At 46.5% G+C, this 14,318-nt stretch carries 10 protein-coding genes; 4 read left to right on the plus strand and 6 right to left on the minus strand.

Annotated elements, in window-relative coordinates; genetic code table 11:
* Positions 1–238: 238 nt before the first annotated feature.
* The 6 genes from AZ66_RS19600 to AZ66_RS19625 form a co-directional block, all read right to left on the minus strand.
* The gene (locus AZ66_RS19600) at positions 239–970 is read right to left on the minus strand and encodes an ABC transporter ATP-binding protein (protein WP_044356371.1); all 732 of its coding nucleotides are present in this window, start codon (positions 968–970) and stop codon (positions 239–241) included.
* Positions 971–2,071 (minus strand): ABC transporter permease, encoded by a 1,101-nt coding sequence (locus AZ66_RS19605; protein ID WP_044356372.1) that lies wholly within the window; start codon positions 2,069–2,071, stop codon positions 971–973.
* A gap of 407 nt (positions 2,072–2,478) precedes the next feature.
* Positions 2,479–4,929, minus strand: a complete 2,451-nt coding sequence (locus AZ66_RS19610) for a glycoside hydrolase family 31 protein (protein ID WP_044356374.1) — start codon at positions 4,927–4,929, stop codon at positions 2,479–2,481.
* Between the two features lie 192 nt (positions 4,930–5,121).
* Positions 5,122–5,964: a sugar ABC transporter permease gene (locus AZ66_RS19615; RefSeq protein WP_044356375.1), complete on the minus strand. Its 843-nt coding sequence runs from the start codon at positions 5,962–5,964 to the stop codon at positions 5,122–5,124.
* A complete protein-coding gene (locus AZ66_RS19620) occupies positions 5,961–7,283 on the minus strand; it encodes a carbohydrate ABC transporter permease (protein WP_044356382.1) in 1,323 nt (440 codons plus the stop codon). The genes AZ66_RS19615 and AZ66_RS19620 overlap by 4 nt, the downstream gene beginning before the upstream one ends.
* Before the next feature lie 200 nt (positions 7,284–7,483).
* Complete coding sequence (locus tag AZ66_RS19625) at positions 7,484–8,767, minus strand: sugar ABC transporter substrate-binding protein (RefSeq protein ID WP_044356377.1); 1,284 nt, start codon at positions 8,765–8,767, stop codon at positions 7,484–7,486.
* Between the two features lie 286 nt (positions 8,768–9,053).
* On the opposite strand from AZ66_RS19625, the gene AZ66_RS19630 reads away from it, so the two are divergent.
* The 4 genes from AZ66_RS19630 to AZ66_RS33840 all read left to right on the plus strand — a co-directional run bounded on the left by AZ66_RS19630 (position 9,054) and on the right by AZ66_RS33840 (position 14,003).
* Entirely contained in the window at positions 9,054–10,079 is a 1,026-nt protein-coding gene (locus AZ66_RS19630; RefSeq protein WP_044356379.1) for a LacI family DNA-binding transcriptional regulator, read from the plus strand.
* A 200-nt stretch (positions 10,080–10,279) separates the two neighbouring features.
* Positions 10,280–11,947 (plus strand): alpha-amylase family glycosyl hydrolase, encoded by a 1,668-nt coding sequence (locus AZ66_RS19635; RefSeq protein ID WP_044356380.1) that lies wholly within the window; start codon positions 10,280–10,282, stop codon positions 11,945–11,947.
* A 169-nt stretch (positions 11,948–12,116) separates the two neighbouring features.
* Entirely contained in the window at positions 12,117–13,898 is a 1,782-nt protein-coding gene (locus tag AZ66_RS19640) for an alpha-glycosidase (protein ID WP_044356381.1), read from the plus strand.
* Positions 13,899–13,949: 51 nt separating this feature from the next.
* Positions 13,950–14,003, plus strand: coding sequence for a hypothetical protein (locus AZ66_RS33840; protein WP_442950310.1), 54 nt, complete (start codon positions 13,950–13,952; stop codon positions 14,001–14,003).
* Positions 14,004–14,318 lie beyond the last annotated feature (315 nt).

Below are 14,318 nucleotides of genomic sequence, written 5' to 3' on the forward strand. Positions count from 1 at the left end.
TTGTATTTCTATTTAAGCAACTAATGTCTTGTGTCATCAGCGCTTAATTATTATATCCAATCGACATTTTCTTGTCAACAACTTTTTTGAAGTTGTTTTTATTGTTTCTTTCAACAAGTTTCGTGTCGAAGTGACAAGAAATAATTTATCATATATTGACCCATACTTGCAACAGGAAAAATATTACAATTATATAAATGATGAAGAGCGGTAAATAATATGTCGCCCTTCATCCTCATTACTTGTTAGCCGCTGTCATTCTGTCTGTTTCGTTCACTGTAAAATGCTCACCGTCTCCGGAAATCAGTGCACCATCCTTAATCGTAACGATCCGATCACATAAGTCGAGCACACGTTCATCGTGGGTGACCATGACAGCAGCCTTTTGTCTTGATTTCACTTCGGCAGCGAGCATCTCCACTACTGCTCTGCCCCGCTTGGAATCAAGGCTCGCTGTTGGTTCATCTGCTAGTATAAGATTAGCGTCATTCATCATCGCTCGTGCGATCGCAACACGCTGCCGCTCTCCGCCAGACAACTTATCCGGATAGTGATGCATGCGATGCACCATCTCCACTTCCTTCAGCAGTTCCACCGCTCTATCATTCGCAACCTGGTCACTGCATTTCGCCAGCTTCGCTACTAAGCGAAGTTGGTCAATTACCGTTAGATAAGGTACTAGATTAGAGGATTGAAATACAAACCCGATATGCTCTAACCGAACACGATTAAGCTTTCCCGGAGATACAGCAGTAACATCTGTGCCTCCAATCATAACGCGGCCGCTTGTTGGAGTAAGCAGTGCACCTGCAATAGAAAGGAACGTACTTTTCCCCGAACCCGATGGGCCTACAACTGCCACAAACTCACCTTTTCCCACACGAAGCGATACTTGGTTAAGTGCCGTTACTACCGTGTCCCCTTCCCCATAGCTTTTGCTTACTTGATCCATTACGAGTATATCGATCATCTACTCCACCCTCCCAATCGCTTCTATGGCATCTACCTTCGCAATTCGACGAAGTGACAATAACGCGCCTACAATGGAGACCCCGATAAGCAGTGCCGAGTATGGCGCAAGTACACCTACTCCCAATTCAAACGGCATCGTATCCGGGAACATAGAGGTCATCCCGAATGTTAACCCAATACTGAGCGCAACCGACACAATCGCAAGCAGTGCCACTTGACCTATTAGATTGGTGGCCAGGTAAGAGGTACTCGCCCCAATCGCCTTAAGAACGCCGAACTGATTCGTTTTTTGCAACGTAATCACATAGAAGAACACAGCCTGAACAAACGCCGCTATCACTACTAAGAAGGACAGCATCATGGAAAGCGAGCTCTGTTCTTCCTTATATCCTGGAATCCCCTTCAGCGCTTCCTGCTTCGTTGCGAGCTGAATTCCTTCTACTTTACCAGTAAGAGTCTGTTTGATTGCTTCATCTCCAGTAACCGCTACGGCATTTAGATGCGGCATTCGCTGGTCAAGGGAAGTCATAAGCGACTTCAATCCGTCCATGTCCATAAAGACGACCGGCATATGACTTATCGACTGATGCTCTGCAAAACCTACTACTTTCAATACTGCGTCAGTATCCTTAATACGAAGCGTATCTCCCAGCTTAACGCCCTTCGCCTTAAGCGATGCATCCACTACAACCTCATGGCCCCCGCTCCCAGACAATGATCTCCCTTCCGTAACCTTCGGCATAAGAATGCTGTTATGTTCAATGGCGAACAGGGCTACATCAACTTTTTTGTCCGCCTGCTCTGACGCCACTGTTAGCATCGTCTGAATAAGTGGAGCTGCAGCCGTTACTCCTTCTTGTGTTCTGATCTCATCAAGCTTCTCCTCTTTCAGCGAGGAACGATTCAATTTATTATCGCTATCTGCTTGGAAGACAAGATAGTCTGCATTCATTTCCTTTATGGCTGATGTTGTTGCAGCTGATAGACCATTCGCAAGCCCTGATACGATAAACGTCAAACAGGCAACCAGCACCATAATGAGTCCGATCAGCATAAATCTCGATTTGGCATGCTTCATTTCTCGAATCGCCAAGAACATCTCTCTTTCACTCCTATCTACTACAGAATATGAATTCAAAGGCAGCGGCCTACCGCATAGCAAGCAAGCCCCTTCTGCTTCGGTATTCCGATTCACGGTCTAACCGAACTTTCTCTGTGAACATGTTCTTATTGTAGATAGGCTTCATGAACCGAATATGAACATCCGATTACAGTTCGACTTATTATAGAAGGAAGAATTAAAGTTATCAGCGTGTTCGACACCTGATCATGATTGAATGGGGAGAGCAATAATACAGTACTTATGAAGGAACAAGCTCAACGTAGATACGAGGCACAAATTCATTGTCCAAGTGAAGAGGCGATCGTCTGTCTACAAAAAAAGAGCAAGTATTTACCCCATGATGAGATAAATACCCGCTCCTATTCTTGTAGCAATTATAGCAATTACATTGTTACATTCAATTCGATACGAGCTGCACTCTCTGGAAGCTTCACACGAAGTTCCTGACGTGCTGCGTCATAGCTCCAACCTGAAGCTTGCTTGGCCAACTGCTCAGCAGACACGGATTCGCCCAGTTCGCCAACGCTCTTCGGAGCAGATGCAAGACCGATCAGGCGGAAACAGATGCTGTCGCGCTCGGACTCATAGCCATGTGTTGTATATTCCGCAGACAACTGAATGCACTGTTCGGACTCTGTCACTTGGATCAACATTTTATTCCATTTTCCGTTCTCATATTCGAACGTCAAGCCGTCATCTTCATACCATTCCAATTGAGAAGTATGGCCTGCGCCTTGCAAGTAAGCGACTGCTGCCACATACTCTTCTGCAGCCTTCTCGCCTGCATGCTGACGTACCGGCCCTTGCAACAGAATTGCGCCTGAACGAACGAAGATCGGCAGCTTTTCAAGCGGTGCGTGCACATGAATGTGCTGCTTGCCTGCAAAGCGCTCTCCGCTCCAGTAGTCCACCCATTCGCCTTCTGGCAAGTATACGGAACGATATTGCGTATTCGGGCGGTAAATCGGTGCGATGATAACCGAATCACCCACCAAGAACTGATCGCACAGGTTGTATACTTCAGGATCTGTCGGGTATTCCAGTACAAGCGGACGCATGAATGGAAGCCCTGTTGTTGAAGCTTCATAGAACCAGTGATACAGGTAAGGCATCCATTCATAACGCATCGAAATGTACTGCTGGCAGATCTTCTCGATTTCTTCACCGAACGACCATGGCTCCTGACGAAGCATATCGATCGCACTATGGTTGCGGACATATGGGAAGAATACGCCCATTTGCGTCCAGCGAGCAAGCAATTCGCCACTAGTATGGTGTGCAAATCCACCGATATCTGGACCTGCAAACGGTACACCGGATACTCCCAGGTTCAATACCATTGGCATTGCCATAGACATATGCTCCCAGAAGCTGCGGTTGTCGCCTGTCCATACGGCTGCATAGCGCTGCACACCGCTGTAGCCTGCACGTGTCAAGACGAACGGACGCTTGCCTTCAAGCAACGCCTTCAAACCTTCGTAGCTTGCTTGAGACATGAACATGCCGTACAGATTGTGAATTTCACCATGCGTCTTGCGGTCGCCTTCATTTGTATGAATGACGTTCACGTCCATCGTCTTCGTTTCATTGAAGATTGCTGGCTCGTTCATGTCGTTCCAGATGCCGTCGATTCCAAGATCGGTATAGAAGCTCTGCTTCTCCTTCCACCAGTCACGCACTCGTGATTCCGTGAAGTCTGGGAATGCACTCTCTCCAGGCCATACTGGTCCTGTGTAGATTTCGCCTTCCGCTGTCTTACAATAGTAGTCGTTGTCGACGCCTTCCATATATACCGCGTACAACGGATCCTTCTTCACGCCTGGATCGACGATCGGCACGATGTGGAAGCCAAGCTCCTTGAGCTGATCCATCATGTCCTTCGGATTCGGGAAACGATTCTCATCGAATGTGAAGACACGATAACCGTTCATATAGTGAATGTCGAGATGGATAACGTCACATGGAATTTCTTTCTCACGGAACGTATGAGCCAAGTTCAAGACTTCCTGCTCATCCATGTAGCTGTAGCGGGATTGGTGATATCCAAGTGCCCATTTCGGCGGTAGCGGCATACGGCCTGTCAAGTCGCCGTAACGGATAATAACATCCTTCATCGAAGGCCCTTCGATCCAGTACAAATCGAATTCGTCTGTCCATGTTTGCATCATCGCCATATCGGCAAACGTACGCATATCGAATACGGTTTTGCCCGGGTTATCCAAGAACAAGCCATAGCTATTGCCTTGGTTCAATACCGTCAAGAATGGGATGGATTGATACAATGCTTCCATTTCCGGTACATGCGGTGCATATACGTCAGAGTTCCACATCGTATAGCGCTCGCCACGCTTGTCGAGAAAGCCCGTTTTCTCACCGAGTCCGTAAATATGGTCGTCCTTTTCCAGGGCAACAAATGCCGTATAGTCGCCCACGGATTCACGGTTGCGCTGCAGGCTGACCAATTCTACATTTGGCTGGTTCTCGTTGCAAATGCGAAATGCACCGGATTGACGATTCACTTCGAGAAGCGTATTGCCAATTGTAATAGAAACAAGCTCCTCTGTAGTAGACCACTTCATCGTTTGTGGAATACGACTGTCCTTGTTCACGATTGCCGGGGACGTCTTCCAGTCCGGCTGATGTCCTCTATATGTCTTGATGCGGATTACTCCGGCACCAACTGAAGTGATTGCGAGATTGAAGTATTTACCGACTAGCCATAACGAACCATCTTGCTCAGCAACACGAGAGATCGCTCCTAGCTGTACACCTGTCTGTGTATGTGTCTGTTCACTTGCATTGTCCGGATGTATAGCTGCACTAGTATCTTGCATGATAATCCCTCCGCTGTTCTACCCTAGAATTTGTATCGTCCGCTTTTGATCACGAGATCATTCAAGATGCAACCAGGCATCGAATCTTGCATTCACTCACGGAGCTCATGCAACCTTCCCAGTGTTGAAAAGCGGACTTTCTTTCTGCCTAAGTTAAAACCTTCATTTCCCTCTGCACATACCGCAGGCTAATCAGCCCTTGCTTGCACCTGCTGTCAAGCCTTCTACGAGGAAGCGCTGCAGGTACAGATAAAGAAGTGCAATCGGAACTGCAATCAGTACCGCACCTGCTGCAAACATCGTAAAGTTCGTAGATGCGTTGTTGACCATATCGTACAGACCAATCGCAAGTGTGTAGTTTTCCTTGGAACGAATGATAAGTTTAGCGAAAATAAAGTCGCCCCACGCGCCGGCAAATGTCATCAGCCCCACGTACGTGATCATCGGCTTCGACAATGGCAGCATGATTTTACGGAATACGATCCAGTGCGTCGCACCATCAATACGAGCGGATTCTTCTAAGCTCTTCGGAATCGTATCGAAGAATCCTTTGACCACAAACGCTCCCAGCGGTGCGCCTGCTGAATAGACGAGAATCAACGCAAGATGTGTATCGAGCATGTTCAATTGCAGCAACAAAAGAAAAACTGCGATCATACTCATGAAGCCTGGAAACATACCCAATACAAGTATCCCGGACATGAGGTTCTTACGACCATAGAAGCGGAACCGTGATAATGCGTATGCCGTCATGACGACGAGAATGACACCAAATACCATGTTGCAGAACGCAATTTTCAACGTATTCCAATACCACAGCCCATATTGATATTCCTTAGACGTAAACAGGCTTATATAGTGTTCAAATGTTGGATTGCTTGGAATCAGCGATTCACTATAAATGGACGTGCCTGGACGAATGGATGACATAACAATCCAAATCGTCGGATACAGTACACATATCGTAATGGCAATAAGCATCAAATAGCTGAAAGTAAGACGGATACGCGACTTTTTCTTAGCTCCTGTACTCATTGGATCATGTCCTCCTCTTTGAATGATTTCGTCCGGCGGTAGCTCCAGATCGATAAGGATGCAACAATAATAAAGATGATGATACCGATCGCTGCTGCGATATTGTACTTGTTGTTATCAAGCGTCAGCTTATAGAGCCATGTAACAAGCAAGTCGGTGCTACCCGCGTACTGGTACTCACCATTCGGCGGGTTGCCGTTCGTCAGCAAGAAGATAACGTTAAAGTTGTTGATATTACCTGCGAACTGACCAATCAGAATTGGTGCTGTTGAGTAAAGGATCATCGGCATCGTAATGGCCTTGAATTTATGCCATGCCGTTGCTCCATCCACCTCAGCCGCTTCATACATATCTTTAGGAATAGTTGTCAAGATCCCGATAACGAGTACCATCGTAACCGGAATACCTACCCACATGTTGACAATCAATACCGTTACTTTCGCCCAGAAAGGATCAGAGAGCCATGGAAGCTTACCTAAGCCGAAGTAGCTCAAGTATTGGTTGATCGGCCCAAATTCTCCGTTAAACATATTGCGCATAATCAAAAAGGACAACAATTGCGGAATTGCATACGGGATGATGAAGATTGTGCGCCACATCGTCTTCAGTTTCACACCAGGCTGTTGAACCAAGAGCGCGACCAGAATTCCGCCGAAGTAGCAGGAAAAGGTAGCAAGAAATGCCCATATAATGGTCCATGTTAGTACGCCGTAGAACGTACCGCTCCATGTGCCCAATTGAAGAAGATCGACAAAGTTCTGGAATCCAACCCAGCTGACCAGATTTTTCGGTGGAACATGATCCGGTGCAGAATAGTTCGTAAAGGCAAGCAAAATCATAAAGATGATTGGCATGATCGTAAAGAACAATACCGCTGTTGCTGGCAGTGCCAGGAACAAGTAAGCAAATTTCGTTTCTTTGACATATGCCAAACTTGCAAGGAAGTTATTCGGTTTCTTGCCTTCTTCCCGCAGCTTCCCAACTGCTTTCGCGTCTTTGACGACGAGTACGTATATCCAGATGAAGATAAACAAGACAAGAAGTGTGATTAATCCGGTAATGAGCAAATGAATGGAATGGTCACCATGTACGGGTTTGTACACTCTCCCGACCTTAACCATTTGGGATGTTTGTGTCCCGAGCGTGTATATTCCCCATATCGCTCGCGGCAAATAGTTAATCAGGTAAAACAGTCCGACTGCTTCAAGCAGCATCAGCAAAATACCTTTGAGGTACTGACGATTAAAGATTTGCCCCAATCCCCAGAACAGAGCAGACAACACAGCTGCCTTCTTACCTGTGCCAGGCGAAGCTTTCATTGGCGACGGCTCTTGCGAAGGACTATTCGTATGGTTTGCGGTTGTCGACACCGATTGTGTAGTGCTCATATCGCCTTTCTCCTTTCCTACTCTCCAATAGCTATCCAATAAGTATGCATGGTAGGCATGTATCTAGGAGGTCTGTCTAACAAACAGCCCGGGCAAGCGTTATTCACTCCCCGGGCCACTTGTGTTACTCCTTACTTGATCGCATCTTTTATTTGTTTAACGGCGTTATCAAGCGCTGCCTTAGGATCTTTGCCTTTATTCAAAATGTCTGCCAAGCCTGCGGCCATTGGGCTCCACACGTTACCCATCTCAGGGATAACCGGCATTGGGTAGGAGTTCTTGAATTGCTCAAGTACAGCTACTGTGAATGGATCGCTTGTTACTTTTGGATCTGCTGCTGCTTCTTTATTAGAAGGAACAAGACCATTCAATTCATAGCTCTTCAATTGAGCTTCCTTCGTGGAAGCGAACTCTGCGAACAATTTCGCTGCATTTGGATATTTCGTGTAAGAGTTAACATACCAAGCTTTTACGCCAGAGAATGTCTTGGACGGTTGGCCGTCAATGCTAGGAATTGGAGCTGCACCCAGGTTAATGCCTGTTTTCTTCAAGTCTTGGATTGCCCAAGGCCCATCGACGTTCATTGCCAATTGGCCGTTCGCGAACAAACCTTTCTTAACATCGCCTGTTACATCAGACGTCGTAAGTGGAAGCACTTGCTTCGCAAAATTTTGCAGGAACTGAGCACCCTTCAATGCGCCTTCGTTGTTCAAGCCAACGTCTGTCTTGTCAGTGCCTTCTTTACCGAATACATATCCTCCCGTGGAAGCGAGGAACAAGTAGTCATAGTAGAAGTTTCCGATTTCCCACATGTACGTATATTTTTTATTTTTCAAGTCATTCATTTTCTTCGAAAGCTCAATTACTTCTTCCATTGACTTAGGCGCTTCTGGAACAAGATCCTTGTTGTAGAACATGATGAGTGTTTCTACGGAACGCGGATAGCCGTACAACATTCCGTCGTAGCTTGTTGCGTTGATTGCCAATTCAGAGTTTTGTGCACGCGTTTGCTCTTCAAAGTAATCATTCGGCAAAAGAAGTCCAGCTGTAACTGCCTTACCCAAGTTATCATGAGGGAATACGACTACGTCTGCCCCGATACCAGCTGGACCATCGTTCATCAGCTTGTTTACTTGGTCAGGTGCTGCTACTTCCTCGTATTTCACGTCAACATTGTACTTCTCTTTGAATTGCTTCACGATTTCTTCCATAAACGTGCGAGATTCTTTACTTTCCCATACGAGAAGGGATGCGCCCTCTTCCGGCTTCAGTTCTTCGTCGCCTGCACCGTTATTCGCTGTTTCCTCATTCGTCGTTTGGTTGTTCGCAGAGGAGGATTCCTTGCCGCCTGTGGAACATGCTGTGATTGTAAAGACCATCATGACTGACAACAACATTGCTACCCATTTCTTCATGTTAGAAATAGCCCCTTTCAATTCTGGTACAGGATCTGCATGGACAATGCGCAAAGGTGAAGGATGATGCTGTATTTCGAAGCACTTGCGCTATATTTATGCAAACCTTTGCACAATGAAGTAAAAAAAATGATTCCTTGCTAGATATAGTGTTGTAAACGGTTACCTTCAAATCGAATTATACACACTGTGCCTATGCATGTAAAGCGTTTGCATAAAACTTTTTTTTGCATTATACTTTGGGACATCAACGGAATATTTTCCATTATTAAGTGAGGTTTCGATTATGGCAGTAACCATTATAGATGTAGCTGAGAAAGCTGGCGTGTCTCCATCTACCGTATCGCGAGTTATTTCCAATGACTCTCGTATCAGTCAGAAGACAAGCCGTAAAGTTCGCAAAATCATGGATGAGTTAGGTTATCATCCAAACGTGATGGCGAAGAGTCTAGTTACGAAGACAACGAATAATATTGGCATTATCCTCCCCCGCCCTGCGGATGAGTTGTTCCAAAACCAATTCTTCTCCGAAATTATTCGCGGGATTGTGAGCAAAGCTGCGGCATGTCATTACGATGTGTTAATGACCTCAGCCACGAATGAGGAGGAAGAAATTAAAGCAGTAGAGCGGCTTGTCCATGGCCGCAAGGTTGATGGCATCATCCTGCTGACCGCACATAAGGAAGATCCAAGCATCACCTTCCTTCATGAAAAGAAGTTCCCATTCGTGCTCGTCGGACGCAGTGAGCATTATGCCGATGTTACTTCTGTCGATAACGATAATATTGCAGCATCGCAAGCGATTACTCGTCATTTGATTGAGCTTGGGCATAAGCGAATCGCGTTCGTCAGCGGCCCGTTCGAACTAACCGTGTCTAAGGATCGTCTGGATGGCTACAGCAAAGCCTTGCTGGAGGCTGGCATTCCATTTGATAACGATTATACATTTGAAGGCGCATTCACTCCGGAATCCGCGGGTCAGATTACAGAAAAGCTCCTTCAGCTGGAGGAACGTCCTACTGCGATTATCGCCATCGATGACGTGGTCGCATTCGGCATTATCCGTACGCTATGGAACAACGGGCTGCGTGTTCCTGAAGACTTCAGTGTTGTAGGCTTCAATAATACGCTATTGGCTGAAATGTGCTTGCCGCAAATCTCTAGTGTAGATATCGGTACGCATCAGATGGGTCAGTCTACGGTGCAAGCTCTTGTACAGCGCATTAAGGGCGATGGCTTCGACCAAGCCCGGATTCTTATCCCACATCAAATTATTTGGAGGGATTCTGTGCAAACGCCTGCATCAGAATAGTTTGTATAAACGATTGTTTAGTAGATCTGTGAATAGTTCTGTGAATAGTGCTGTTCGTAGCGTTGTTACGTAGTTCTGTCTGTAGTTGTTCGAGCGGTTGCTGTTGCTTGAGGTTGTTAACATATGTGTAATTGAATCAATCGGATCAACTCTATAGTTTGAAATACATCGATATAACCTGCAACGAGGAGAATGATCTCATGGCCATATCTAGCAAGTGGATGAATTGTTTACGAACGGCATGTCTCGTATCGGCTGTCTCTCTCGTGTTTGCCGGATGCCAGTCGCAGGCGACTGCTCCTTCTGAGGATAAGACCGTACAGGACAATAAATCAACCGTAGCTGCCTCGGGGACAGTTACAAGCAAGTTGAAACTGGCTGATGCGTTGACGCCGATGGGGACAAGCAATGGGGTCTACTATGAAATTTTTGTTCGCTCCTTCTACGACACGAATGCAGATGGAATCGGTGACTTAAACGGTGTTACGGCGAAGCTTGATTATTTGCAGGAGCTTGGGGTTAAGCACCTCTGGTTAATGCCAATCAATCCTTCCCCGTCTTATCATGGCTATGATGTAACGGACTATTACATAATCAATCCGGACTACGGAACGATGGACGACTTTAAGCGTCTGCTTGAAGAGGCCCATAAGCGAGACATCAAGATTGTGATTGATTTCGTGGTCAATCATACGAGCAGCGAGCATCCGTGGTTCAAGGAATCAATGAAAGGCAAAGACAATCCAAAACGTGATTGGTATATGTGGGCCGAGGATTTGAAGCTTGATCCAGCAACAAGAGGCGCTTGGGGGCAGCAGGCTTGGCATGAGAAAGACGGAAAGCATTATCTCGGTGTCTTCTGGGAAGGCATGCCTGATCTGCATATGGACAATGCTGAGATACGAGCCGAAATCAAAAAAGCGGCAAAATTCTGGCTGAAGCTCGGTGTAGATGGCTTTCGATTGGATGCAGCCAAGCATGTATATGAGGACTTTTACAATACGAGTCAGAATCCAGATGTCGTGCAGAACAATCAAAAATGGTGGCAGGAATTCCGCCAAGCTGTTCAAGAGGCAAATCCAGAAGCATATCTCGTTGGCGAGGTATGGGATTCTCCAGCGGTTATTGGACCATTCCTTAAGGACGGACTTCATTCTGCATTCAACTTCGATATGGCGAAGCGGATGATTTCGATGGTGCAGGATGAGAAGGATTCCGATATCGGCTCGATGATGAGCCGTATTTACAACTTTTACAGCAAGCAATCAGACGGCAAGTTCGTCGATGCTTCGTTCCTGACAAATCATGATCAGAATCGGGTCATGAGCGAGCTTCAAGGCAATGTGAATCATGCGAAGATGGCTGCTTCAGTGCTGCTGACGCTGCCAGGCAATCCGTTTATTTATTATGGTGAAGAAATTGGTATGCTTGGCTTGAAACCTGACGAACGACTGCGTGAGCCAATGAAATGGATGGCAGATGAGAAAAGTGCAGGGATGACTACATGGGAGCCTGCTTCTTCAAACAAAACGGTGACTCCTGTAGAGCAGCAGATGAAGGATCCAAGCTCACTGTGGAGCCACTATAAAAAGCTGATTGCGTATCGCTATTCGGATGAGGTGCTGCAGCAAGGCGGCATTCAATCGTATAAGACGAACGTCTCTGAAGTGGCCGGCTATTACCGTGCAACGAAAGAGGATGCACGCCTTGTGCTCCATAACTTGTCTGGCAAAGAGCAACAGATACAGTTGTCAGCAGACACGGTTGCTGTACTGAAGACATTAGCCTTCTCTAGTGTGGATGGCGCTGCTCTGAAGGATGGCGTTTGCACACTTCCGCCATACAGTACGATCGTGCTAGCACCATAGACTTTTGGAGTTTACAGGCTTTTGGTGAAATGGAGTACAGTTGTCTAGCGATGGCGATGTCTTTCTGTTTCACTAGGTTAGCTATGTAAAGCTATTCGTTTATTTTATTCATATTGTTAATGGTTAATGATGTTCTGATTAATACGACCATGTTAAGGGAGGACTAAAGATGTTACTCGAAGCTATTTATCACCGTCCGAAGCAAAACTGGGCTTATGCGTATGACCGTAAGACAATCCATGTGCGTATCCGTACGAAAAAGAATGATGTTGAGCGTGCTGCCGTTTATTTTGTGGACAAGTTCGATTGCGAAGGCGGTATTGGTAGAGCGGATATCGTTCCGATGACATGTTTGTATCAGGATGAGCTGTTCGACTATTGGCAAGCAGAGGTTGTCCCTCCTTTCCGTCGCTTGGCCTATGCCATTAAGCTAGAGTCCGGTACTGAGCATGTATGGATGACTGAGCGCGGATTCCAAGAGGAAGTTCCTGTGCCTGCCCATCGCTGGTTCGAGTATCCGTTCTTGAATCCAGCAGATATCTTCACTCCCCCAACATGGGTAAAGGATGCGGTATTCTATCAGATCTTCCCTGAGCGCTTTGCGAACGGTGATAAGAGCAATGATCCCAAAGGTGTGCTGCCATGGGGCGGAGAGCCAAAGCCGGATAATTACTTCGGCGGGGATTTGCAAGGGGTTATTGATCACTTAGATCATTTGGAGAAGCTGGCTATAACAGCGATTTACTTTACGCCGATATTTGAGGCGACTACGAATCATAAGTATGATACGAAAAATTACATGCAGGTAGATCCTCATTTTGGCTCGAACGAAAAGCTGAAAGAGTTGGTCGAAGCCTGCCATGCTCGCGGCATTCGCGTACTGCTTGATGCAGTGTTCAATCATAGTGGTTATGCGTTCGAACCATATCGGGATGTGCTCGAAAAGGGAGAGCAGTCCGCTTACAAAGACTGGTTCCATGTTCGCCAGTTCCCATTAGAGGTTGTGGAGGGCATACCAACATTCGATACCTTCGCATTTACACCGATGATGCCGAAGCTCAACACGGAAAATCCGGAAGTGAAGAAGTATTTGCTCGAGGTTGCACGCTACTGGATCGAAGAAGTGGGCATCGATGGTTGGAGATTGGATGTAGCCAACGAGGTCGATCACCAGTTCTGGCGTGAGTTCCGTCAAACGGTGAAGGCTGTGAATCCGGACGCCTATATTCTCGGCGAGATGTTCCATGAAGGCATGATGTGGCTGCAGGGTGATCAGTTCGATGCGGTTATGAACTATCCGTTCACGTATGCAATGCATGATTTCTTCGCTGAAGAGAAAGTAGACGGCTTGCAGTTCTCGCAAGCGATTCAGCATCAGTTAGCGAGCTATCCACAACAGGCGAACGAAGTGATGTTCAACCTGCTCGACAGCCATGATACGACTCGCCTGCTTACGCTGTGCGGCGGCGACAAGAGCAAAATGAAATTGGCTGCCTTGTTCCAACTGACGTTCCTCGGTACGCCGTGCATCTATTACGGTGATGAAGTAGGTTTGGACGGCGGTCATGATCCAGGCTGCCGCAAATGCATGGAGTGGGATGAAACGAAGCAGGATCAAGATTTGCTGAGCTTCTATCAGGGCGCAATTGCACTTCGTCACGCCAATGCTGAGCTTCGTACGGGAAGCTTCCGCTTTGTCCATGCCTTGGAGAGCGACCGAGTAATTGCGTATGAACGTGCTGATGAGAACGGACGCTGGTTGTTCGTGTTGAATGCATCTGAAGAGAAGCGTACGGTGAATGTATCTGCATTCGATGACTGTGTTGGAAATTGGACGGACGTTGCGCTGGTCAGCGGTGAAACTAGCCGTGATGGGGTTCAAGGTTCTAGTACAGGATTGCAAGTTGAGGTAGAAGGCATGAGCTGGCGGATTTTGAAGCTGGAGAGATAATGTTCTTTATGCAGTAGAAAGGATCTCTAGTGAAAGCTAGAAGTCTAGTTCATTGAGTTTGGAATGTTCATTCTTGCTCTGCTTGCCTACTTAAAGAAAAAGTAGACCGCCCTCTCGCAAAGGAATGCGGTCTACTCCTGTAGTTTTTGCTCACTTCGATTAAGCTAACCGCTCATTTAGCGGTTATTGTGGGAAGAAGGTCGCAGTTACCGCTGCGATCTTCTTTTTATTATATCCAAATTTGAGCTTACATAGTCTTGCTGTTCAATCGCCTCGATGTATCAGGTAAATAATTGACTAAAATCGTAAATCTAGTCATTTGGAAATGATTGTGATATATTCATAGCAACACAATAATGGCTTATGGGTGGTTGGCTAGTCTCCTGTAAGGAGGTGATGCCAGTGAGCGTATTTGAAGCA

Source organism: Paenibacillus sp. E194, assembly GCF_000935845.1.
GTDB classification, from domain to species: Bacteria; Bacillota; Bacilli; order Paenibacillales; family Paenibacillaceae; genus Paenibacillus_B; species Paenibacillus_B alvei_B.